Below are 23,399 nucleotides of genomic sequence, written 5' to 3' on the forward strand. Positions count from 1 at the left end.
GTATAGGTTAACCTGCACTGAAAGTGAGATTTTAACAAAACCGTGCTTATACGCTGTGATTAGGCTTTTATTTGGGGTATCCTATCGGCAATTTTTTATTAGTTTGCAAGAAGTCTGGAATCATAGATGCAAGAGCAATATAACCCGCAAGACATAGAGTCAAAAGTCCAAAGTTACTGGGAAGAAAACCAGGTATTTAAAGTCACCGAAGATGAGAGCAAAGAAAAGTATTACTGTCTTTCGATGTTCCCATACCCAAGTGGCCGACTGCATATGGGTCATGTGCGTAATTACACCATTGGTGATGTTGTTTCTCGTTTCCAGCGCCTGCAAGGCAAAAACGTAATGCAACCAATGGGTTGGGATGCGTTTGGTTTACCTGCAGAAAACGCCGCTATCAAAAACAAAACAGCGCCAGCTAAGTGGACATACGAAAACATTGATTACATGCGTAACCAACTTAAGCAATTAGGCTTTGGTTACGACTGGGATCGTGAAATAGCCACGTGTCACCCAGAATACTACAAATGGGAACAATGGTTTTTCACTAAGCTGTACGAAAAAGGCTTAGTGTACAAAAAAATGTCAACGGTTAACTGGGATCCGGTTGATCAAACTGTACTTGCTAACGAACAAGTTATAGATGGCCGCGGATGGCGCTCTGGTGCAGTGGTTGAGCAAAAAGAAATTCCACAGTGGTTTATTAAAATTACTGACTACGCACAAGAGCTTTTAGATGACTTAGACAAGTTAGAAGACTGGCCTGAGCAAGTTAAAACCATGCAGCGCAACTGGATTGGTCGCTCTGAAGGGTTAGACATTGAGTTTACGCGTACCGACAACAACGAAAAGTTTAGCGTATACACTACACGTCCAGATACATTTATGGGTGTAACTTACCTAGCCGTTGCCGGTGGCCACCCTATTGCGCAAGAAGCCGCTAAAAACAGCGATGCAATTGCAATGTTTGTTGAAGAATGCAAAAACACCAAAGTTGCCGAAGCAGACATGGCCACTATGGAGAAAAAAGGCATTGCAACAGGCTTTTACGCGACTCACCCATTAACGGGCGAGCAAGTTCCAATTTGGGTTGCTAACTTTGTATTAATGCATTACGGCTCAGGCGCGGTGATGGCAGTACCTGCACACGACCAACGCGACTATGAATTTGCCACAGCATACGGCCTAGACATAAAACAAGTAATTGCACCAGTTGAAGACTCAGAGCTTGAAGTAAATTTAAAAGAAGAAGCATTCACTGAAAAAGGCGTGTTAGTTAATTCTGGCGAATTTGATGGCCTTGATTTTGAAGGCGCATTTAACGCTATTGCCGACAAACTAGAAGCACTGGGTGTGGGTGAGCGTAAAGTTAACTTCCGCTTACGTGATTGGGGTGTTAGCCGCCAGCGTTACTGGGGTTCACCAATCCCAATGCTGAGCGACGAAAACGGTAACGGATTAGCCGCCACCGAAGAAATGCTGCCAGTACGTTTACCAGAAGATGTAGTTATGAATGGCGTTACTTCACCAATCAAAGCAGACCCAGAATGGGCAAAAGCAACGGTAAATGGCGTACCAGCAACACACGAAACAGATACCTTTGACACCTTTATGGAGTCATCTTGGTACTACGCACGTTACTGTAGCCCGCGTCACGACGAAGGCATGCTAGACCCTGCAGCAGCTAACTACTGGTTACCAGTAAACCAATACATAGGTGGTATTGAGCACGCTATTTTACACTTATTGTATTCACGTTTTTTCCATAAGTTATTACGTGATTTTGGTTTAGTAAATTCAGACGAGCCATTCGATCGCTTACTTTGTCAGGGCATGGTACTTGCCGAAACGTTCTACCGTAAAGATGAAAAAGGCGGTGACGTATGGATTTCGCCAAGCGATGTAAATACCGAAACTGACGAAAAAGGCCGCGTAACTAAAGCATGGCACAAAGAAGATGGTGAACCTGTGTTCTCATCGGGCATGAGCAAAATGTCTAAGTCTAAAAACAACGGTATAGACCCACAAGAAGTAATTGCCCAATACGGTGCAGATACTGTGCGTTTATTTATGATGTTTACCGCACCACCAGAGCAAACGCTTGAATGGTCAGACTCAGGTGTAGAAGGCGCGCACCGCTTCTTAAAACGTATTTGGAAATACGCAGTAGATGTGAAAACAGTTGGCTACCAAGCACTTGATAAATCAGCGCTTAGTAACCCACAAAAAGTACTGCGTCGTGAGCTACACAAAGCCATTGCAAAAGTGAGCGATGATATTGAGCGTCGTCAAACGTTTAACACTGCAATTGCTGCCATTATGGAGCTTTCTAATAAGTTATTAAAAGCGCCGTTAAACGATACGCAAGATGTTGCTATTGCTAACGAAGCATTAGAAGCCCTGCTTATTATGCTTGCGCCAATTACGCCGCATTTATCGCACCAGTTATGGCAAGAGCTTGGTAAAGAGGGTGACATTTTAGATGCAGCATGGCCTAAAGTTGACGAGTCTGCCCTTGTTGAAGATGAAAAATTAATCATCGTACAAGTAAACGGCAAACTACGCGCTAAGCTAACTGTAGCCGCCGATGCAACACAAGAGCAGGTAGAAGCACTTGCGTTTGCTGAGTCTAACGTAACTAAATTTACTGATGGCGCAACCATTCGTAAAATTATTTACGTACCGGGTAAACTACTTAACGTGGTAGCTAACTAGATGGTTAGCTTTAACACCCTTAAAAACACATTAGCCTTAGTGCTAATGTGTTTTGTGTTATCCAGCTGTGGCTTTCATTTAAAGAAAGCCTCTAGCCTGCCTGATAACCTTAAAACGCTTACACTTAAAGGTGATGATGAAAAATCATCGTTGTTTTTAAACCTTAAAAAAGAGCTTAAAGCCAGTAACGTAGAACTGACACCTTCGGCTAAAAATGTTGCCCAGCTTTACTTACGCAAAGAAAGCATTGAGCGCCAAACCTTGTCGTTGTTTCAAAATGGTCAGGTGGCTGAATACGAGCTTGCCTACGGAGTAAGTTATGTTGTTAAACGCCCAGGCGAAAAAGCCATTGAAAAACGCTTTGAGCTTTATCGTAACTACCAAGACGACCCCGATCACGCACTTGCAAAAGCAAAAGAGCTTGAGCTGCTTATTAGCGAAATTCGTAAGCAAGCCAGTGGTCGTATTGTTAGAGAGCTGTCGCAACTATAATGCGCTGTTATGCTAATCAGTTACCGAGTGAATTAAATAAAGGTTTAAAACCCTTTTATTTAGTGTTTGGTGAAGAACCGTTTCAAGAAGCGCAATGTGTGCAGCAAATACGCGACACGGCAAAAGCCCAAGGCTTTGATGAGGTAATTAAATTTACCCTAATGCAAGGGTTTGATTGGCAAGAAATTATAGCTCAATATCAAAGCATGTCTTTGTTTAGTGCGCGCACTATAATTGAGCTTGATTTAAACCAACAAAAACCTGGCACCCCAGGTAGTAATACCTTTAAAAAAATAGTCGAGTTAATTAACCCTGATACCATTTTAATTGTAAAAGGGGCTAAAGCCAGCCAAGACGTACAACGTGGCGCTTGGTTTAAAGCGCTCGATAAACACGGTGTATTTGTACCGTGCTACCCGCTTGCAGGGAATCATTTAAAACGCTGGTTAGATGAACAAGTAGCGCGCCTTTCTCTAAATATGCAAAACGAAGCAAAGCTGAGCTTAATTAACGCTACCGAAGGTAATTTGTTAGCGTGTTTTCAGGAGCTCGAAAAGCTCTCGCTACTGCATGGTAATGCCTTAATAACCCAGCAACTTGTGATGCAAGGGCTATTAAATCAAGCCAAGTTTAATATTTTTGATTTAAGTGATGCCCTATTAAATGGCCACGCCAAGCAAGCAATTAAAGTACTTAATAAACTGGCCAGCGATAACACCGAAGTGGTGAGTATTTTATGGGCTATAAATAAAGAACTCACCAGTTTGCTCACTATTCAGCAAGGGCTTTTAAATGGCGAGCCTATCGCACAGTTATTTAAAAAAAATGGTATTTGGAAAAACCAGCAAGGCCCAGTGCAAAATGCAATTAACCGCTTAAATATTAATACCCTTGAGCAAATAAGCAGTGAGCTTGCACTGTTTGATTCAAGCTACAAACAAGGTAACTTAATTGCGCCTTACCAAGCGCTTGCGCATATTTGTATTAAGTTTTGCCAGCCGCTTGATATTCCAATGCCTTGCCACGCACTTAACTAAAGATTTTTAACATGATTGCAATTTTTGGCGGCACCTTCGACCCCGTGCATTTAGGCCACCTAAATATGGCCTCACAGTGTGTAAATACATTTAACTTATCCACGTTGTACTTTATGCCCTGTGCACTTCCCGCGCACAAAGCTGCGCCAGGTATAAGTACAGCGCACCGTATTAATATGCTCAATGCCGCTATTGCCCCTTACCCTCATTTTGCACTTGATTTAAGAGAGCTTAATCGTACTGGGCCTTCTTACTCATTGTTGAGTTTACAAGAGCTAAGAGCTGAGCACCCAGATACGCCAATTCTTTTTTTAATGGGCATGGACTCGTTTAATAACCTCGACAAATGGTATGAATGGCAAGCAATTACACAGCTATGCCATATAGTGGTTTATCATCGCCCGGGGCAAACATGTAACCCAAATAAAGCGCTTAAAAGCTATATCAGTAATGCCCACACTGAAGCGCCACAGCAACTTGCCGCACACTACTTTGGTAAGCTTTATTTTTTACTTGGTGAAACCCTTGATGCTGCCTCAAGCACTATTCGAGAGCAATTAAAAAAAACCAATAAAAATAATGAACTATTACCCGAACCTGTCAGTCACTACATTAAGCAACACCAGCTTTATCAAAGTGATGATTAAAACCCCCTAGCATGTTAAAATGCACGCTATTAAATTTAAAATTGAGACAATACCTTGGATTCGAAACAACTACTTGCCTTTGCACTAGACAAAATTGACGATATGAAAGCACGCGACGTGGTACAACTAGACGTACGTGACAGCTCAGACATTACCGATTACATGGTTGTGTGTTCGGGTACTTCTAAGCGTCATGTGCAATCAATTGCCGATAACGTAGCAAAAGAAGCTCGCCACGCTGGCGAAGAACCTTTAGGTTACGAAGGTCAAGACGAAGGCGAATGGGTACTGGTAGATTTAGGTGATGTAGTTGTACACGTGATGCAAGATCACGCACGTAGCTATTACGATCTAGAAAAACTGTGGGGCTAAGCGCCACTATTTTTTAATTGAGCTTGGAAGTAATACGTGAAAATACAAATGATTGCCGTTGGCACAAAAATGCCAGCGTGGGTAGAAACCGGATTTGCAGAGTACCAACGCCGTTTTCCTAAAGATATGGCGCTTGAGTTAATAGAAATTCCGGCCGGTAAACGCGGTAAAAATGCCGATATTAAACGCATTTTGCACACCGAAGGTGAAAAAACCTTAGCCGCTATTCCAAAAGGCAATCGCATTGTTACCCTAGAGGTAACAGGTAAACCACTTGATACTCACCAGCTTGCTAAAAATATGGAAAAGTGGCAGCTCGATGGCCGCGACGTTAGTTTGCTTATTGGCGGCCCTGAAGGGTTAGCCCCTGAGTGCATTGCCGCCTCTGAGCAAAAATGGTCGTTATCTAACTTAACGTTACCGCACCCTTTAGTGCGTATTATTGTTGCCGAAAGCCTATACCGAGGCTGGAGCTTAAATAACAACCATCCTTATCATCGCGAGTAACGCCTTGTTATGATTAAGCAAAGACCCACAATACGCGACCATTCCGCTGAGGCAAACTTATTTGCACGGCGTGCCTTTGTGGGTTTTATTTTTGTTTTAGGCTTAGTGGCAATTTTGCTTTCTAATCTTTATACCATTCAGGTAGAAGAACATACCGACTATCAAACCCGCTCTAACGATAACCGTATTAAAGTAATTCCTATTGCGCCAAACCGTGGCCTCATTTACGACCGCAACGGTGTACTGCTTGCTGAAAACAAACCCGTTTATAACCTCGAGGTTATTCCTGAAGAGGTCGACGATTTAGCTAAATCGCTTGAGCAAGTTAGCAAAATAATTACGATTACCGAGCAGCAAAAAAAAGACTTTATTGATGATATAAAGCATACGCGTCGTTTTAAGTCGCAAGTACTAAAAGCCCGCTTAGATGAAACCGAAGTGGCCCAATTTGCGGTTAATCAGCATAAATTTCCGGGCTTTAGCATTGAGGCGCGCCTTGCACGCTTTTACCCATATGGCGATACGCTAACCCATGCATTAGGCTACGTTGCAAAACTAAACCGCAAAGAACTTAATAAGTTAGAACAAGAAGACCAAGCCACAAATTACCGCGCTACGCACGATATTGGTAAGCTTGGCATAGAAAAATATTACGAGCAGCTTTTGCATGGCCAAGTCGGCTCTCAACGCGTTGAAGTAAATAACCGCGGCCGTGTTATTCGCACATTAAGTATGACCCCCCCGCAGCCGGGCAGTGATTTAGTGCTTACCTTAGATATAGGTTTACAGCAAATAGCCCAACATGCGCTTAAAGATATGCGCGGCGCGGTTGTAGTAATGGATGCCAAAGATGGCGGCGTATTAGCACTTTATTCAAACCCAAGTTACGACCCTAATTTATTTGTCCATGGTATTAGCAGTAAAGATTATAAAGCACTGCTAAACCCCGACCGCCCTCTAATTAACCGTGCTACTCAAGGGCGCTATGCGCCAGCTTCCACAGTAAAACCGCATATGGCCATACTGGCACTTGAAGAAAACATTGTCAGTGAAAGCACCTCGGTGTGGGATCCTGGTTTTTTTCAAATACCGAATGTTGAACATAAATGGCGCGATTGGAAACGTTGGGGCCACGGCCACGTAGATGTTTACAAAGCAATTGAAGAGTCGTGCGATACTTACTTTTACGATGCGGCATACCGCTTAGGCATAACAAAAATTAGTAATTTTATGGCCCGCTTTGGCTTTGGTGACTTATCGGGAATAGACATACACGAAGAAACCACAGCCATACTGCCCTCAAAAGAGTGGAAAGAAGGCCGCTTTAAAGAGTCGTGGTGGCGTGGCGATACTATTTCAGTGGGGATTGGCCAAGGGTATTGGACTGCCACCCCTATTCAAATTGCTAACGCGACTAACATATTGGTTAATAAAGGCATAAACCACCCGCCGCATTTAGCACAAGTGGCTAAAAAAGAAGACCAAGTGACGCAAATTAATAACGAAGAAAAACCGCCGGTAGTGCTTAATAACCCTGATAACTGGCGTATCGCGCTCGATGCCATGCACAATACCGTAAAAAAAGTAACAGGAACGGCACACCGTGCATTTAAAGGCGCTAATTATGATCCTGCGGGTAAAACAGGCACAGCGCAAGTAGTGAGTATTGCCCAAGGTGAGCGTTACGATGCAAAATCACTAAAGGAGCGCCAACGCGATAACGCGATTTATATTGGATTTGCTCCGTATGACGACCCTAAAATTGTGGTTTCAATTGTGGTAGAAAACACCGGTGGCGGCAGCTCTGTGGGTGCACCTATTGCACGTGAGCTAATGGATTACTATTTTGCAGCAAACCCAATAGAAGTTGCTAGGAATACAGCGCAATGACCGTATTAAACACCCAGCGCTCGATTTGGATGCGCATGCATTTAGACTTACCGTTACTAATTGCCTTATTACTTATGATGGCAGGCAGTATCACCATAGTATATAGCGCAAGCGGCCAAGACTCGGCCATGATGATCCGCCATATCACCCGTATGGGCGGCGCTATTATAGGCATGATAGTGCTTGCACAGTTCTCCCCCGCGACTCTTAAACGCTTAGTGATCCCCCTTTACTGTGTTGGGTTACTCATGTTGGTGGGCGTATTGCTATTTGGCGTGAGCTCAAAAGGCGCTCAGCGCTGGTTAAATTTAGGCATTACTCGCTTTCAGCCCTCAGAACTTATGAAGCTAGCGGTCCCTATGATGGTGGCTTGGTATATTGGCCGTAACCAACTTCCGCCACGTCCATTACACCTAATTATTGGCTTTGTCATCGTGATGCTGCCTACCTTATTAATTAAAGAACAGCCCGATTTAGGCACCTCAATTTTGATTGCCAGCTCAGGAATATTTGTGTTGTTTTTATCGGGTTTAAGCTGGCGTTTAATTGGCTTTTTAAGCTCGATTGTCGCACTGGCAGCATGGCCATTTTGGCACTACGGTATGCACGACTACCAAAAGCAGCGCGTTTTAACGTTTTTAGACCCAGAGAGCGATCCGCTTGGCTCGGGGTATCATATTATTCAATCCAAAATAGCCATCGGCTCAGGTGGTATAGAAGGTAAAGGCTGGTTGCAAGGCACGCAATCACAACTCGAATTTTTACCAGAGCGCCATACCGACTTTATATTTTCGGTATTAAGTGAAGAGTTTGGCTTATTTGGTGTGTGTGTTTTATTAAGCCTGTACTTATTCATTATCGGCCGTGGTTTATACATTGCGGTAAACGCGCAAGATGCGTTTGGTAAATTATTGGCCGGCGCCCTTACCCTCACCTTTTTTGTTTATATTTTTGTAAATATAGGCATGGTATCGGGCTTGTTGCCTGTTGTAGGTGTACCTTTACCCCTTATTAGTTATGGCGGCACCTCTATGGTGACGTTAATGGCCGGATTTGGCATTATTATGTCAATTGCGACAGATAAAAGGATGCTTTTAAAATAATGAATAAGCCTACCCAGCTGTTATTTATTTCAGCCTTAATATTTATGTTAAGCGCATGTAGTAGCGGCTCTAATAGTCGTTATCATATGGAGCACGATGCCGCACCTTTACGCGCGCCAACCGCACTTGAAATGCAAGATGCCGTTGTGGTGGATGTTAAAAAAAGTGCCAGTGCAAGTCGCCCCTACGAGGTATTAGGCAAACGTTATACGCCAATGCTTGATGAAAAAGGGTATACAGAAGAAGGGATCGCTTCGTGGTACGGCCGTAAGTTTCATGGCTACCATACCTCAAACGGTGAAATTTACGATATGTTTGCCATGAGTGCTGCGCATAAAACCTTACCTCTGCCAAGCTTTGTACGCGTTACTAATACTGCCAATAATAAATCGGTGATTGTACGTGTAAACGACCGTGGGCCGTTTCATGATGACAGAATAATAGATCTTTCGTATGCTGCTGCTTATAAATTAGGCTATTACACTCACGGTACAGCCAAGGTTAAGCTAGAGGCGATTACGCTCGACAGCATTCCTGCACGTAAAACATATATACAGGTAGCTGCGGGTAGTACGCTTAGCAATATTGAAGCATTAGCTTCTACATTACGCCTGCAGTATCAAGTACCTACTAATATAGTAAAAGCAGACAACATTTATCGTTTGCATTTGGGCCCGATTAAAGATGCCCAGCATGCACAAGACGTATTAAAAAAATTAAAACAAAACCAATTTCAAAACGCGTTCTTGCTTTACACTCAGTAAGACAAATACCTAAACCACGCCAAAATGTAGGATTCAGCGTTGTATTGGGGCTTAAAATCTAGGTGTTATTTTTTAAATGGCAATCCCTTTTAAAAAATAACAATACAGAAAATCAGCCTCAGTGAAACGCCCTGAAGCGTGGTTTAAAAACGATTTATACTGCGTTATTGATTTGAACAATAGAGTGACTATTATTGACAATCAATGCCTTGTCTATGTTGTTTTTAATTCCAACGACGCTCGCATCTCGGGGTAGTTTGGGTATAAGATGGACTAACGCGAATTTTTAACTTTAACCATTAATGAGTATGATGAAATCAATTAAACATAAAATCCTCAAAGGTGTATGCGGCTTAGTTTGCACAGCCGCCGTATTTTCAGCCAGCGCCCAAATTATTCCGGCTCCACCTCAAATTAATGCAAAAGGTTATTTTTTAGTAGACTTTACAACAGGTAAAGTGATTGCTGAAGGTGAAGCTGATACAAAGCTAGCCCCTGCAAGCTTAACTAAAATGATGACCAGTTATGTAATTGGCACAGAAATTAACGCCGGTAACATTGCACCCACCGATATGGTTACAGTGAGCGAAAAAGCCTGGGCTAAAAACTTCCCTGAATCGTCAAAAATGTTTATTGAAGTAGGCAAGCAAATAAGTGTTGATGAGCTTAACCACGGTATTATTATTCAATCAGGTAATGATGCGTGTGTAGCCATGGCTGAGCACATTGCAGGTAGCGAAAGCGCATTTGCTGATTTAATGAATGCCCATGCCGCTAAATTAGGCATGAGCAACAGCCACTTTATTAATAGCCACGGTTTAGATACAGACGAGCATTACACTACCCCACGTGATATGGCGACCCTAGGCGCTGCACTTATTCGTGATGTACCTGATGAGTACGCACTTTATAAGCAAAAATCGTTTACTTACAACGGTATTAAACAGTACAACCGTAACTCTTTGTTATGGGATGAAAGCCTAGATGTTGATGGTATTAAAACGGGTCACACATCAGAGGCAGGTTACAGCTTAGTAACGTCTGCGACTAAAAACGACATGCGTTTAATTGCGGTTGTTATGGGCACATCAAGCGAGCGCGCACGTAAAGTAGAAAGCAAAAAACTACTTAACTACGGATTTCGCTTTTTTGAAACAATTACACCTTACAAAGCAGGCGACAGCTTTGCAGAACAACGTATTTGGATGGGTAATAAAGAAAATGTATCGTTAGGCATTTTAGAAGATACCCCAATTACCATTCCACGTGGTCAACATAAAAACCTTAAAGCTAACTTTGAGCTAGACAACACGCTTGAAGCACCATTAGCGAAAGGCACTAAAGTAGGTACGTTATTCTTACAACTAGAGGGCGAAGACATTGCACAATACCCACTAGTAACACTTGAAGAAGTGGAAGAAGGCAGCTTCTTTAGCAAAATTTACGACTACTTACGTTTACAAATTATGTAAACGTAAAAATAACCCGACAGTCGTTGGGTTGTTAAACGAAGCGCCTCAGTTATGAGGCGTTTTTTTTTGCTTGAAAAATGCTAGAATGCGCCCCATATAAGCAGGATCACCCTAAACCTGCCAGTCACGCTTAGCGTTATACCAATTCGGTTAATTAAGTAATCTATTTTGAGGCTGGAAAAACGTGTTGATAACTTGGCTAATAAATCGCTATTTAGTTGTTCTGAATGAGCATTTTGTAACGCAGGTAGCAACACGTTTAGCCCCGCAAAATGATTAAGTCTTATTGCGGATTGATATTATCTCACGTAGCCAACATTTTTTGTTTGAGGAGTCACCGTCGTGGTTCAACCTGTTAAAAATACTAAATTTGATGAGTACCTTGAGTACCCATGTCCGTTCACATTTAAAGTTATGGGTTTAGCAAACGTTAACCTTACGGAACAAATTTTAGCTAAATTACAACCTATTGCACCTGGTGACTACGCACCAAAAGTAAAGCCAAGCAGTAAAGGCAATTATGAGTCGGTAACGTTTGTTGCCACAGTGACAAGCGGTAAACACATAGAAGAAATTTACAACGTGATCAGCAACATTGATGACGTACGCCATATGCTTTAAGCCATAGTTGAGACTTGTTGTGAACGAAAACACTTTAATCGTACGCCAACTAGGCCGTCAGCGTTACATGCCAATTTGGCAAAAAATGCAAGCCTATACCGACACCCGTGACGACAGCTCGCCAGATGAAATTTGGCTTGTAGAGCACGAGAGTGTATTTACACAAGGCCAAGCAGGTAAAGATGAGCATTTACTCGCCCCTGGTGACATAGAAGTCATAAAGGTAGACCGTGGCGGGCAAGTTACTTACCATGGCCCCGGCCAACAAATGATGTATGTATTATTTAACTTGCGCCGCTTAAAAATTGGTGTGCGCGAGCTTGTTACATGGCTTGAAGAGTGCATTATTGATACCCTTAATGAGTATGATATAAAAGCCTACGCAAAAGCCGATGCACCCGGTGTATACGTAAACGACAGTAAAATTGCATCATTAGGATTACGTGTTCGTCGTGGTTGCTCGTTTCATGGATTAGCATTAAATGTTAACATGGACTTAAGCCCGTTTTTACGCATCAACCCGTGTGGTTATGCCGGCATGAACATGGTGCAAACGAAAGAATTAAACGGCCCTCAAAACTTAGCACAAGCAGGTGAAGGGCTGGTAAAACACATGATAAAGAAGCTTAATGCAACACAGGTTAAGCATACTGAAGGGTTTGAAAACGAATGAATAAACCAGTCAAAATGGAACCAGGTGTAAAACTACGCGACGCAGAAAAAATGGCGTTGATCCCCGTTAAAGTTTTACCTACAGAAAAAACTGAAATGTTGCGCAAGCCAGAGTGGCTTAAAATTCGCTTACCAAAATCTACCGAGCGTATCGACGGTATAAAACAAGCTATGCGCAAGCACGGCTTACACTCAGTATGTGAAGAGGCCTCGTGCCCTAACCTTTCTGAGTGTTTTAACCACGGTACTGCTACCTTTATGATTTTAGGTGCTATTTGTACTCGTCGTTGCCCATTTTGTGATGTTGCCCATGGTCGCCCATTAAAACCTGATGCAGCAGAGCCTGAAAAGCTTGCACTGACAATTAAAGACATGAAGCTTAGCTACGTGGTTATTACCTCGGTTGACCGTGATGATTTACGTGATGGCGGCGCACAGCATTTTGCCGATTGTATTCGCGAAATCCGTAAGCACAACCCAACTATTACTATTGAGATTTTAGTGCCAGATTTTCGTGGTCGTATGGACCGCGCACTGGAGATTTTAATTGAAACGCCACCTGATGTGTTTAATCACAATCTAGAAACTGCCCCGCGTTTGTACAAGCTTGCGCGCCCAGGTGCCGATTACAAATGGTCGTTAGAATTACTTCGTCGCTTTAAAGAAGCGCACCCAGAGGTAAAAACTAAGTCAGGCTTAATGGTTGGCCTAGGTGAAGAAATTAGTGAAATAGAAGAAGTATTACGTGACCTACGTGCGCATAACGTTGACATGCTTACCGTTGGCCAATACTTACAGCCTTCTAAGCATCACTTGCCGGTTAAACGTTACGTGCCACCAGCGGAATTTGACGCACTAAAAGAATACGCTGATGAAATTGGCTTTACGCATGCTGCCTCTGGCCCATTTGTTCGTTCAAGCTATCACGCTGACCAACAAGCTGCAGGTAAAGAAGTAAAATAATTATTTTTTAAAACGCATTAAAAAAGCCCTTAGCAATTAAATTGCTAAGGGCTTTTTTGTCGGTTTAATTTTTACCACTGCGTTTAAGTATATAATAAAACACAGGTGTAAGTATTAAGCCAAATACCGTTACGCCTATCATGCCAGAAAATACCGCAACGCCCATAGCTTGGCGCATTTCAGAGCCTGCTCCCGATGAAAACACCATAGGTACAACCCCCATAATAAATGCTATTGAGGTCATTAATATTGGGCGTAATCGCAACCGGCTCGCCTCTTTAATGGCATTAAATGCATCCATACCGGTATCTTGCAGCTCTTTTGCAAACTCAACAATTAAAATAGCGTTTTTAGTGGCAAGTCCAAACAACACTATTAAGCCAATTTGGGTGAAAATATTATTATCACCACCATAAATAGCCACACCAATCAGTGCACTTAGCAATGTCATAGGCACAATTAAAATAATAGCGACAGGCAAACGTAAGCTTTCGTACTGCGCTGCTAAAACCAAAAATACAAGCAATACAATAAGTGGAAATACATACATTGAAGTATCGCCCGCTAAAATTTGCTGATAGGTTATGTCTGTCCACTCATACGCAATACCCATTGGCAATGTTTCATCGAGTATTTTTTCTATTGCGGCTTTAGCTTGGTCAGAGCTATACCCTGGTGCGGGTACGCCGTTAACCTCAGCCGTAACATAGCCGTTATAATGCATTACTCTATCTGGCCCTAAACTATGTTCAATACTAAGCACTGCGCCAAGGGGGATCATATCGCCATTTTTATTGCGCACTTTTAATTGCTTAATTTGCTCTACATCTTCCCTGTACGGTGCATCGGCCTGCACATTTACCTGATACGTGCGACCAAATAAATTAAAGTCGTTCACATAAACTGTGCCCAAATAGCCTTGCATTGCTTCAAATAAGGTGTTTATTTCAAGCCCTAAGCTTAGCGCCTTTTTACGGTCTACCTTTACATCTAGCTGCGGTACGTCGGTTGTAAAACTGGTAAACGCATTAGCAAGGGCGGGGTCGGCTTTAGCCTTAGCAATGACTTCATTTGTTACTTGCTGCAAGATGTCAAACCCTAATGAGCCTCTATCTTCAAGCTGCAGCCTAAAGCCACCAATGGTGCCCACTCCCCTTACTGGAGGAGGTGGAAATATAGCAACATTAGCGCCTTTTATTTGACTAAGTTGTTTATTTAAATCTTCCGCTATTTCAGCTGCCGACATGCGCGGGCCCTGCCGATTTGAAAACGGCTCTAACGGTGTAAACATCATCCCCGAACTTGGGTTTATAGATAAACCATTAATGCTTAAACCTGCAAAGGCAACGGCGTCACTAACGCCTGGGTGCGCCCTGATTATCTCTGACATTTGGCGAACCACTGCTTCAGAGCGATCTAGCGATGCTGCATTAGGTAATTGCGCAAAAGCGACGAGATACATTTTATCCTGCGGCGGAACATACCCTGTTGGCGTATTTTCAAACTGCTGCCATGTTAAGGCCAGTAAACCAACGTATAGCACACCAATTATGCCGCCTTTATGCACTATTCGGCCAACGGCTCCTGTGTATTTACCCGAGGCTTTATCGAACATTTTGTTAAAAGGCGCGAATAACCAACGGCCAAATAATTTATTAATGGCACGACTTAACCAATCGTTGTCTTGCCCATGAGGTTTGAGTAATAACGCAGCCAGCGCGGGGCTTAGCGTAAGCGAGTTAATAGCAGAAAGCACTGTTGAAATAGTAATTGTAAGAGCAAATTGACGATAAAATTGCCCTGTTAAACCGCTCATAAACGCAGTAGGAATAAACACCGCAGCAAGCACTAAAGTAGTGGCAATAATAGGCCCTGTTACTTCTTTCATTGCTTGAGTGGTTGCATCAATAGGACTTAATCCCTCACTGATATTCCTTTCAACGTTTTCGACCACAACAATGGCATCATCAACAACAATACCGATTGCTAACACCAAGCCAAATAACGACAACGCATTAAGTGAAAATCCCATTAAATGCATAAAAGCAAAGGTGCCCACTAATGAAATTGGCACTGCCACCAGCGGAATAATAGATGCTCGCCATGTTTGTAAAAACAGCACGATGACCAACACAACTAATAAAACCGCTTCAAATAATGTATCGACTACAGCTTCAATAGAGCCCCTTACAAATACGGTAGGGTCATACACTATTTCATAGCCCATACCCTCTGGAAATAGCGCCGACAGTTCAGCCATTTTAGCGCGCACATCGTCAGAAATTTGTAATGCATTAGAGCCTGGTGCTTGAAAAACAGGCACAGCGGCAATTGATTCATTATTAAGAAGTGGCCTAAGGGTATAACTATCTGCACCTAGCTCTACTCTAGCAACATCTTTTAGCAGTGTAATTTCGCCGTTATCGCCCGTTTTTACGATTATTTCTTCAAATTCATCTTGCTCTATTAAGCGCCCTTCTACATTGATAAGCCATTGAAACTCACTGGTGCCTATGGGTTGTGCGCCTAGGCTTCCTGCCGCAGCTTGCTGATTTTGCGAGCGAATAGCATTGACTACATCACTTGGATTTAAATTGAGCGCCGCTAGTTTGTTAGGCTCTAGCCACACACGCATACTGTAATCGCCTGCGCCGAATACACGTACTTGGCCCACACCATTAATGCGCTTTAGCTCATCTTTTATAAATTGATCGCTATAATTAGACAGGTACAAACTGTCGTATCGCCCTGAAGGCGAAGTTATATGTACCGCGAGGGTAAGGTTCGGTGATGACTTTTCGGTGACCACACCTAGCCTTTGTACTTCCTCTGGTAGGCGAGGTATTGCTCTATTAACCCTATTTTGTACCAAGGTAGTTGCTTCGTCGGGATCGCTCCCTATCGCAAAGGTGACTGTTAATGTCGTGGTGCCGGCAGAGTTTGCAAGCGATGACTGGTACAGCATGCTTTCTACGCCGTTTATCTCTTGTTCAAGCACTGTCGCCACGGTTTCGGCTATTACCTTAGGATTTGCACCTGGGTAGTTAGCTGTAACAACAACCGTGGGGGGGTACTACATCTGGATATTCTGTAATAGGTAACTGCCATATAGCTATGGCACCCCCTATAAAAATAAGAATAGATAAAACCGCTGCAAAAATAGGTCGATGAATAAAAAACTGAGAAAAATTCATTATTACATGCCTATTTCAAGTGTTGGCTCGGCATTGGCTAAGCGGTTTTGATTATCAACCTTTTGCTGCCATGCTTGTAACTCGTTTAAAGTACTTTGCTTTGCCATATTAATTAATTCTGGCTTAATGAGTACGCCAGAGCGCACGCGCTGCAAGCCATTAACTACTATGCGTTCGCCGCTTTTTAAACCTTGTTTAATAACTCGTAGCTCACCCACTTTGTCGCCTAAAGTAATGGCGCGGTATTGCACTTTATTTTGCTCATCAACCGTTAAAACGTATTTATTATTTAAATCGGTACCAATGGCTTTCTCAGCAATTAAAATACCTTGCTCAGTATTGCCCCCTGCTAATTTTAAATGGGCGAATAACCCAGGTAAAAGCGCGCCGTCTTGATTATTAAATACAGCCCGCACGCGTAATGTACCGGTTTGGGTATTTACTTGGTTATCAACAAAATCAAGCTTGCCCCAGTGTTGGTAATCTTGCTCATTCGCTAAACGCATCGCCACAGGTAACGCGGTAGATTGATTGTTATCAAGGTGCGCTTGTTGATAGTTAAGCCATGTTGCTTCATCAATATCAAAATAGGCATAAACCTGCTCTGTAGAGACAATAGAGGTCATTTCAGTTTGCCCTGCACTGACATAGTTGCCCTCGGTAATTAACGCACGAGACACTCGCCCAGAAATAGGCGCTTCTACGCGTGTAAAGGTTTTGTTTAGCTGTGCAAGCTCAAGGGATGCATTACTTTGTGCTACGTAGGCATTTGCCTGGTCAACCTCTGCGCCTCGGGTCTCTAATAACTCTTTAGATATTGATTTACTTTTAAATAGCTCTTTAGCTCGATTAAAATCTTGCTTTGCTAGTTTTAAGCGGCTTTTTGCTTCATCAAGTTGCGCTGTTAGGCGGTTTACTTGTGCATTAAATTCGCGGCTATCAATTAAAAATAAGGTGTCGCCTTTATTTACCAGCTCACCCTCTTCAAATACTGCCGCTTCAATATAACCAGATACGCGAGGACGCAAAGACACTATTTTCGGCGGCTCTAGCCGCCCTGTAAAGCTGTCCCACTCGGTTATTCGCTGACTTATTACTTCGGCCACTTCTACGGACACCCCTTGCGTAGAATCATCATTACATTGAATAGAACTTGGCTTATCGCTGCATGCCCCCAGTATTATCGCTAATAGCGCAATAATAAACGTGTATGTAAATTTATATATAGCTGACATGGTTAACTCTCTTGCTGTACGAGTTGTGTTAAAATCTGCTTATATTATGAACGCGGCAAAAGCATAAAAATAATTATATTATTGTATAAAACACATCACTAAAAATGATGTAAAATAATCTAACATTTAAAATTTTTAACGGTGCTATATGCGTCCTCAAGAGCTTAATTTACTAATGATTTTTGATGCCATCATGACTGAAGGCAGTATCACTCGGGCAGCAGAGCAATTATCGCTGACACAACCTGCGGTATCTAATGCGCTTGCACGTATGCGCGCAGCGTGGGGAGAAGAGTTATTTATAAAAGATGGCCGAAATATTCAACCTACAGCATTTGCTAACAATTTATGGGGGCAAATACAGGGGCCACTTGGATCATTAGAGCATGCTATAAACCAAAGTGAATTTAACCCAGCGACAGCGCAGCGCACTTTTCGTATTTCTGCCGCTGATATATTTGTAGAAATGATATGGGGGCCTCTTCGTAAAATTATTGAGCAGCAGGCCCCAGGCATCAATATCCATGCAATCCCTAATCGGGCGGTAGAGGCTGCCAATGTACTTAAAGACGCCGAAGCCGAACTGGCAATTAATCGCTACACCCTGTCTGAAAACGTTATTAGAGCCGAGCACTTATTAAAGCCTAAATATGTTGTACTTATGCGCCCTGACCACCCGCTTGCTAATGCCCCTTTAAGTATTACTGACTTTGCTAATACAGATCATTTATTAGTTTCAATTACGGGCGATATTTTAGGGCCATCTGATCAAGCACTAAGAGTATTAGGGTTAAAACGCCGAGTAGCGATGACGGTAAATAACGCGGCAAATGTACCTAATATTCTTAAAAATACCGATCTTATTTGTGTCCTCCCATCAATAGCGCTTGAGCAGGAAATATTTACCAATAAGCTCGTGGTTTTAAAAAGCCCTATTGATACGCCACCAACGCCTGTCTCTGTTATTTGGCATAAGCGCCAAGACAACGATGCCGGTTTGCAGTGGATACGCCGCCACATAGTGGCTATTATTCAACAACGTGTAAGTAGCCACGATAAAAAACTAGGCAAATATTTACTGCGCTAAAACGCCTTTTTTAATCACAAAATCAGCAAATCGTACCTGCTCTTCTTCAGCGCGAAGGCTATCGGTTTCGACTATTGAACGATAGACACCCCATTTAGGACGGGCAAAGTCATCATCGCTAAAGCCACGCCACATATCTATGTTTTGCTCGCTAATGCTAAATAGCTCTTCGTTGTCACTTAAGCGGGTTAGGGTCATTTCAAATTGCCCCGCTTCACTAAAAGTAGCTTGTACAAATACCGCTATCCATTCATCAGTAATGAGTGACCAGTCGGTTTCGATAAGGTTTTTATCAAGCCCTGTGCTGTTACCGTTTTCATCAAAGCCTGCGCTATAACGTACTTGCAGCTGATTACCTGTACTGTTTTTTTGTGCACCAGAGAGCGTAATAATAGGTTGGTCATCGTTGCCATTGGTATTGTCGTTGCTATCGTTACGGGCTTTTATTTGGAAAAAGTGACTGAATTTACTACTCAGCTCAAGCTCGCTAGAGACTTTAAACTTCCAACTGTATCGTACGGTTTCGTCTTTAAAGGCAAGCGTTGCGGCGGGCGATTTATCAAAGGCTTTTATTTCGTTGCGCTGGCGGTCGGTTGCGCCCTTATCTTTATCTTGGTCTTCATCACGATGTGCTAAAAACACAAAGTGATTACCTACGATTGAGTCAGTATCTTCAATAATATGCACAATATTTTGATGATTACCGCTATACATATCAGGCGATTCAATTGCACCTTCACTAAACGCATTTTCTATTAATGTATAAGCACTTAGCCCTGTGTTTTCGCCATCGGCATTGAGGGTTGTTTCTTGCGTTACTATAAAATCATCAGAGCCTGCAGTGCCTATAATGCTTATAGACACTGTCGCTTCGGTGCCATCTGCCGATGTGACAGTTATTTCATCAAGTAAGGTTTCGCCTTCGTTTAATGCACTCACAGTGGCATGCTCGCCATTAAGTGTATATGACCAATTACCATCCTCATTTAAGCTAAATAAACCATAAGTTGTGATGTTATTGCTTTGCGTTTTAAATACTGCCTCATTGGCTTGTGCATCCGTTATAGATAGTTCACCTGTAATTGCTATATCGCGGGTATTTTCAATACTTACAGCTGTTTGACCGCTAATTACCGCGGCGCTTTGCGCTACAACCGGTGCATTTACAGGCTCACTTTTTGACCCTGAGCTACCGCACCCTACAGCTAAAATACCCAAAGAACAAACAGAAGAAATTGTTAGCTAAGCTATTTGTAAAAAACAACTTTAAATAAAAGGGTAAAAATAAAATTAGGTTAAAACCAAGTTACTTGAGATAATCCTCAGCGAACCCCTTATTTAGGTTATATATGAAATTATTAGTTCGTAATTTGTCTCGCGCTACCACAGAGCAAGACCTTCGCACGTTGTTTGCAGCACACGGTAAAGTAACTACCTGTAACTTGGTGCTTGATAAAGACACTGGTTTATCAAAAGGTTTTGCCTTTGTAGAAATGCCAAACGACATAGAAAGTAGAAGCGCTATTAAAGCACTTAATCAATTAAGCGTTGATAAAAGCAAAATTCGCGTAAAATACGCAGATGAGTAATTAGTTACTTGCTATATGATTAAAACCAGCTATTTGCTGGTTTTTTACGTTTTAAGGTACGCTATAAAACAGATTGATATCAGCGCGGCGCTTTAAAATATTAAGCGCCTAGGGTGCCGCTTTTTTTATACTAATTGTACCTAACACTACAAAGGATGCAGCTAAAGCAAAAAACATCGCTTGCTGTGCGAGCAAAGCTGCTGCAAAAAATGCTACGCCGCTGCCTATAAACAGGTATCCGCTTTTTTTAGATTGGCTCATTGTGTGTGCTCCATTTATTGTTGTCGATTATTTATATACCCTACACCGGCAATTTTCAATTTTTGAAAAATAGAACTGGCAAGATGATAAATATTCGACTCACATCAGTGCTTCCTTTATATTAAAAGCCAATTTTTAAAACTATTCAGAAAACTATGGCCTCTACTTTTTTTAAAAGCGCTAGCCTAAGCCTGCTAGTCGCTCTCTTTGGTTGCTCTGAACCTGCAAGCGAGCATTCTTCTTTAGAAAATACGCCCGGCGTAAGCCTAAATAACGTTAAACAGCATATAAAAACGCTCGCCTCTGATGACTTTCAAGGTCGCGGCCCACTTACTCATGGTGAAGTAAAAACAGTGGGTTACTTGAGCGAGCAATACGAAGCTATGGGTTTAACTGGGGCGTATAATGGCAAGTTTTTACAGCCGGTAAAAATGGCAATGGTCACGGCCAATCAAAATATGCAATTGCAGGTGGGCGACTTAAAGTTTAAAGCAGGTAACGATTTTACCGCCCGTACAGAGCAATTACAGCCAGTAATAGATGTACGAAACTCTGACATTGTATTTGTGGGCTACGGTATTAATGCCCCCGAATACAACTGGAACGATTACGAAAACATTAATGTTGAAGGTAAAACCGTTATTGTATTGGTAAACGACCCTGGCTTTGCTACACAAAACGATGCGTTATTTACAGGTAACGCTATGACCTACTACGGCCGCTGGACTTACAAATACGAAGAAGCCGCACGCCAAGGTGCCAAAGCGGTATTTATTGTACACGAAACTGCCCCTGCGGCTTACCCTTGGGGCGTGGTTGAAAGCTCAAACACAGGGACTAAATACACCCTGATGGACAATAACCTAAACGCTTCTAAGCTCCCAGTTATGGGCTGGCTAACACTTAATACTACTGAGCAAATTTTTAATGCCGCGCAGCTTAACTATCAAAATTTAAAACAAAAGGCTTTAAGTGATGACTTTAAAGCCACAGCGCTTAATTTAACAGCCAACCTTTCATTTAAAAACGAAGTATCGCATGCCAAGTCACATAACGTAGTTGCGCAAATTACAGGAAGCGACGCCCCTAATGAGTACGTGGTAATAGGTGCTCATTGGGATCATTTTGGTACCAAGCAAACCGACAGCGGCCCTAAAATTTATAACGGCGCAGTGGATAATGCCTCTGGCACAGCGGCCACACTTGAAATTGCCCGCATTATGAATCAAATCCACCAGCAAACACCGTTTAAACGCTCTATTTTATTTGCTAATTTTACCGCAGAAGAAACTGGCCTCATTGGCTCGCAAGAGTTTGCAACCGGTGGCGTTGTGCCCACTAAACAAATGGTCGGGCTATTAAATATTGACGGAATGAATGTGCTAGATGGCACTGATTACATTTTGCAATACGGTAAAGATTTATCCACCCTAGAAAACTACCTAGCAAACGCGGCAAAAGCGCAAGGTCGCGTTGTTAAAATGGACCCTCGCCCGCAAAACGGTTTGTTTTTTAGATCAGATCATTTTTCTTTAGCTAAGCAAGGTGTGCCTAGTTTATTATTTATGAGTCTTGGCGATACCGACCCTGATTACATTGCGCATAAATACCATAAAGAAGCCGACGATTACTCGCCGCAGTGGTCATTAGGTGGCGTAAAGCAAGACATAGAGCTTATTGTTGATATAGCCACGCAGCTTGCTAACAATGGCGATTGGCCTACATGGACGAGTGCCTCAGACTTTAAAGCAAAGCGCGAGCAAGATAAGCCGCATTAGTAGGTAAAGTTTAAAGCTAAATAATAATCATACCAATCGCATTAAAATCCTCCTACTTGGAGGATTTTAATTTTGAGCGCGCCCGCATTAGTAAGGTTTCGGCTTTTGCTCCTAAATACACATAAATAGCCAAGGCTATTAAAAGCCCTACCACCGCAAGCATCATCGCAATGGCCGGTAATAAGTATTCATCCTGCCCCAACGCTGCCTTAAACATGGTTAATAGCGCCTCAATAGATATTGCAATTAGCACGGTAGATATAAACCGAGTAATTGTGCGCCGTGTAGAAGAGTGCCTAAATATATCCTTATGCATTAAAATCTCTTCTTCGAGAATGGTCTTTCCTAAATCAAACACGGCCAACGCTAAAGTAATATATATAATAATGCTAAAGGGCTCGAGGGGATCAGACGCTGAGTCAAAGTGGGTTAATAATGCATATATATCGTTAAATACTATGCCCAGTAAAAAGAGTACCAAAGTAAATAAACACGCCACAATCACCCCATAACCCGCTTTAAAATAAGGCGAAATACCGGCACGCGCGCTGTCTCCCATTACAAACTCAATTAACTGGGTTAAGCATACGTCTAACACTAAATAATGCTGCTGGTTAATTGGCTTTTTTAACTCTTTAATAGCCGAAATACATAAATGATTCGTTGCGATAGAAATATACGGATCGGTAAAGCACACCGAATCGGTTTGTTTAGATTGTAAAAAGTAAGGGCGCTCACTTAAATCTTGCTGATTGCCTTGCTCGGCTAATTTTTTATAGGCACGCTTAAAGCAAACGTTATTGCCTTGCTGAAGCCCAGATTCGTTTAAACAATATTGCAGCTCTAAAAAGGGATATTGCTTTACTAAAAAACGCGTATCTCGATTTTTGTTAAGCCCATCTTCAATACTCATTAAAATAGAGTCAAGCAAGCTGTGTATTACTTGCTCATACTCATGGTAGCGCTCAACACTACTTATATAACTCATTCGCGCCATAAT

Annotated in this window: 20 protein-coding genes and 1 pseudogene; 16 read left to right on the top strand and 5 right to left on the bottom strand. The window is 42.4% G+C overall.

The window, feature by feature from the left end; translation table 11 throughout:
- Nucleotides 1-126: 126 nt before the first annotated feature.
- The 13 genes from leuS to lipA all read left to right on the top strand — a co-directional run bounded on the left by leuS (nucleotide 127) and on the right by lipA (nucleotide 13,255).
- A complete protein-coding gene (gene leuS / locus PSI06_RS00235; protein WP_273602938.1) occupies nucleotides 127-2,715 on the top strand; it encodes a leucine--tRNA ligase in 2,589 nt (862 codons plus the stop codon).
- Entirely contained in the window at nucleotides 2,716-3,207 is a 492-nt protein-coding gene (locus tag PSI06_RS00240) for an LPS-assembly lipoprotein LptE (RefSeq protein WP_024033758.1), read from the top strand.
- A complete protein-coding gene (gene holA, locus PSI06_RS00245) occupies nucleotides 3,207-4,244 on the top strand; it encodes a DNA polymerase III subunit delta (protein WP_273602937.1) in 1,038 nt (345 codons plus the stop codon). Before PSI06_RS00240 ends, holA begins: the two co-directional genes overlap by 1 nt.
- An 11-nt stretch (nucleotides 4,245-4,255) precedes the next feature.
- Nucleotides 4,256-4,891, top strand: coding sequence for a nicotinate-nucleotide adenylyltransferase (nadD, locus tag PSI06_RS00250; RefSeq protein WP_273602936.1), 636 nt, complete (start codon nucleotides 4,256-4,258; stop codon nucleotides 4,889-4,891).
- A gap of 54 nt (nucleotides 4,892-4,945) precedes the next feature.
- A complete protein-coding gene (gene rsfS, locus PSI06_RS00255; protein ID WP_024033760.1) occupies nucleotides 4,946-5,263 on the top strand; it encodes a ribosome silencing factor in 318 nt (105 codons plus the stop codon).
- A gap of 36 nt (nucleotides 5,264-5,299) precedes the next feature.
- A complete protein-coding gene (gene rlmH, locus PSI06_RS00260; RefSeq protein ID WP_004585918.1) occupies nucleotides 5,300-5,770 on the top strand; it encodes a 23S rRNA (pseudouridine(1915)-N(3))-methyltransferase RlmH in 471 nt (156 codons plus the stop codon).
- 9 nt (nucleotides 5,771-5,779) lie between these two features.
- Nucleotides 5,780-7,660 (top strand): penicillin-binding protein 2, encoded by a 1,881-nt coding sequence (gene mrdA / locus PSI06_RS00265; RefSeq protein ID WP_004585917.1) that lies wholly within the window; start codon nucleotides 5,780-5,782, stop codon nucleotides 7,658-7,660.
- Nucleotides 7,657-8,763 carry a rod shape-determining protein RodA gene (gene rodA / locus PSI06_RS00270; protein WP_054982218.1) on the top strand — a complete coding sequence of 369 codons (1,107 nt, stop codon included), beginning with the start codon at nucleotides 7,657-7,659 and terminating at the stop codon, nucleotides 8,761-8,763. The genes mrdA and rodA overlap by 4 nt, the downstream gene beginning before the upstream one ends.
- Complete coding sequence (locus PSI06_RS00275) at nucleotides 8,763-9,527, top strand: septal ring lytic transglycosylase RlpA family protein (RefSeq protein WP_054982217.1); 765 nt, start codon at nucleotides 8,763-8,765, stop codon at nucleotides 9,525-9,527. Before rodA ends, PSI06_RS00275 begins: the two co-directional genes overlap by 1 nt.
- A gap of 311 nt (nucleotides 9,528-9,838) precedes the next feature.
- Complete coding sequence (locus PSI06_RS00280; protein WP_004585914.1) at nucleotides 9,839-10,999, top strand: serine hydrolase; 1,161 nt, start codon at nucleotides 9,839-9,841, stop codon at nucleotides 10,997-10,999.
- 342 nt (nucleotides 11,000-11,341) lie between these two features.
- Entirely contained in the window at nucleotides 11,342-11,620 is a 279-nt protein-coding gene (gene ybeD, locus PSI06_RS00285; RefSeq protein WP_024033764.1) for a DUF493 family protein YbeD, read from the top strand.
- A gap of 19 nt (nucleotides 11,621-11,639) precedes the next feature.
- The gene (gene lipB / locus PSI06_RS00290) at nucleotides 11,640-12,293 is read left to right on the top strand and encodes a lipoyl(octanoyl) transferase LipB (RefSeq protein WP_004585912.1); all 654 of its coding nucleotides are present in this window, start codon (nucleotides 11,640-11,642) and stop codon (nucleotides 12,291-12,293) included.
- Nucleotides 12,290-13,255 carry a lipoyl synthase gene (lipA, locus tag PSI06_RS00295; protein WP_004585911.1) on the top strand — a complete coding sequence of 322 codons (966 nt, stop codon included), beginning with the start codon at nucleotides 12,290-12,292 and terminating at the stop codon, nucleotides 13,253-13,255. The genes lipB and lipA overlap by 4 nt, the downstream gene beginning before the upstream one ends.
- Before the next feature lie 64 nt (nucleotides 13,256-13,319).
- On the opposite strand, the pseudogene PSI06_RS00300 reads toward lipA, so the two are convergent.
- Together PSI06_RS00300 and PSI06_RS00305 are read right to left on the bottom strand one after the other, a co-directional pair.
- Nucleotides 13,320-16,449: pseudogene (locus PSI06_RS00300) on the bottom strand (efflux RND transporter permease subunit).
- Between the two features lie 2 nt (nucleotides 16,450-16,451).
- The gene (locus PSI06_RS00305; RefSeq protein WP_273602935.1) at nucleotides 16,452-17,684 is read right to left on the bottom strand and encodes an efflux RND transporter periplasmic adaptor subunit; all 1,233 of its coding nucleotides are present in this window, start codon (nucleotides 17,682-17,684) and stop codon (nucleotides 16,452-16,454) included.
- Nucleotides 17,685-17,832: 148 nt separating this feature from the next.
- On the opposite strand from PSI06_RS00305, the gene PSI06_RS00310 reads away from it, so the two are divergent.
- On the top strand, nucleotides 17,833-18,771 hold the full coding sequence (locus PSI06_RS00310; protein WP_096042013.1) for a LysR family transcriptional regulator: 939 nt from the start codon (nucleotides 17,833-17,835) through the stop codon (nucleotides 18,769-18,771).
- Here the strand turns inward: PSI06_RS00310 and PSI06_RS00315 are convergent.
- Nucleotides 18,760-19,989 (bottom strand): VCBS domain-containing protein, encoded by a 1,230-nt coding sequence (locus PSI06_RS00315; RefSeq protein ID WP_407073064.1) that lies wholly within the window; start codon nucleotides 19,987-19,989, stop codon nucleotides 18,760-18,762. The genes PSI06_RS00310 and PSI06_RS00315 overlap by 12 nt on opposite strands.
- 131 nt (nucleotides 19,990-20,120) lie before the next feature.
- Between PSI06_RS00315 and PSI06_RS00320 the strand changes: the two genes are divergently transcribed.
- Nucleotides 20,121-20,360, top strand: coding sequence for an RNA recognition motif domain-containing protein (locus PSI06_RS00320; RefSeq protein ID WP_024033770.1), 240 nt, complete (start codon nucleotides 20,121-20,123; stop codon nucleotides 20,358-20,360).
- 108 nt (nucleotides 20,361-20,468) lie between these two features.
- Here the strand turns inward: PSI06_RS00320 and PSI06_RS00325 are convergent, their stop codons facing one another.
- Nucleotides 20,469-20,621, bottom strand: coding sequence for a hypothetical protein (locus tag PSI06_RS00325; RefSeq protein ID WP_171046485.1), 153 nt, complete (start codon nucleotides 20,619-20,621; stop codon nucleotides 20,469-20,471).
- Nucleotides 20,622-20,776: 155 nt separating this feature from the next.
- Here PSI06_RS00325 and PSI06_RS00330 point away from each other — a divergent pair, with 155 nt between their 5' ends.
- Complete coding sequence (locus tag PSI06_RS00330; RefSeq protein ID WP_273602934.1) at nucleotides 20,777-22,399, top strand: M28 family metallopeptidase; 1,623 nt, start codon at nucleotides 20,777-20,779, stop codon at nucleotides 22,397-22,399.
- A gap of 52 nt (nucleotides 22,400-22,451) precedes the next feature.
- Here the strand turns inward: PSI06_RS00330 and PSI06_RS00335 are convergent, their stop codons facing one another.
- Nucleotides 22,452-23,396 (bottom strand): EAL-associated domain-containing protein, encoded by a 945-nt coding sequence (locus PSI06_RS00335; protein ID WP_273602933.1) that lies wholly within the window; start codon nucleotides 23,394-23,396, stop codon nucleotides 22,452-22,454.
- Nucleotides 23,397-23,399: the final 3 nt, after the last annotated feature.

This window comes from Pseudoalteromonas sp. GABNS16E (assembly GCF_028598715.1).
In the GTDB taxonomy this organism is placed as follows: Bacteria; Pseudomonadota; Gammaproteobacteria; order Enterobacterales; family Alteromonadaceae; genus Pseudoalteromonas; species Pseudoalteromonas atlantica.

What these genes read in the sequence shown, in the direction of transcription:
- nadD (WP_273602936.1), top strand. Translation starts at nt 4,256, where the DNA reads ATGATTGCAATTTTTGGCGGCACCTTCGACCCCGTGCATTTAGGCCAC.
- mrdA (WP_004585917.1), top strand. Translation starts at nt 5,780, where the DNA reads ATGATTAAGCAAAGACCCACAATACGCGACCATTCCGCTGAGGCAAAC.
- PSI06_RS00310 (WP_096042013.1), top strand. Translation starts at nt 17,833, where the DNA reads ATGCGTCCTCAAGAGCTTAATTTACTAATGATTTTTGATGCCATCATG.
- lipA (WP_004585911.1), top strand. Translation starts at nt 12,290, where the DNA reads ATGAATAAACCAGTCAAAATGGAACCAGGTGTAAAACTACGCGACGCA.
- holA (WP_273602937.1), top strand. Translation starts at nt 3,207, where the DNA reads ATGCGCTGTTATGCTAATCAGTTACCGAGTGAATTAAATAAAGGTTTA.
- rodA (WP_054982218.1), top strand. Translation starts at nt 7,657, where the DNA reads ATGACCGTATTAAACACCCAGCGCTCGATTTGGATGCGCATGCATTTA.
- leuS (WP_273602938.1), top strand. Translation starts at nt 127, where the DNA reads ATGCAAGAGCAATATAACCCGCAAGACATAGAGTCAAAAGTCCAAAGT.
- PSI06_RS00280 (WP_004585914.1), top strand. Translation starts at nt 9,839, where the DNA reads ATGAAATCAATTAAACATAAAATCCTCAAAGGTGTATGCGGCTTAGTT.
- PSI06_RS00275 (WP_054982217.1), top strand. Translation starts at nt 8,763, where the DNA reads ATGAATAAGCCTACCCAGCTGTTATTTATTTCAGCCTTAATATTTATG.
- PSI06_RS00325 (WP_171046485.1), bottom strand. Translation starts at nt 20,621, where the DNA reads ATGAGCCAATCTAAAAAAAGCGGATACCTGTTTATAGGCAGCGGCGTA.
- PSI06_RS00335 (WP_273602933.1), bottom strand. Translation starts at nt 23,396, where the DNA reads ATGGCGCGAATGAGTTATATAAGTAGTGTTGAGCGCTACCATGAGTAT.
- PSI06_RS00320 (WP_024033770.1), top strand. Translation starts at nt 20,121, where the DNA reads ATGAAATTATTAGTTCGTAATTTGTCTCGCGCTACCACAGAGCAAGAC.
- PSI06_RS00305 (WP_273602935.1), bottom strand. Translation starts at nt 17,684, where the DNA reads ATGTCAGCTATATATAAATTTACATACACGTTTATTATTGCGCTATTA.
- PSI06_RS00240 (WP_024033758.1), top strand. Translation starts at nt 2,716, where the DNA reads ATGGTTAGCTTTAACACCCTTAAAAACACATTAGCCTTAGTGCTAATG.
- PSI06_RS00330 (WP_273602934.1), top strand. Translation starts at nt 20,777, where the DNA reads ATGGCCTCTACTTTTTTTAAAAGCGCTAGCCTAAGCCTGCTAGTCGCT.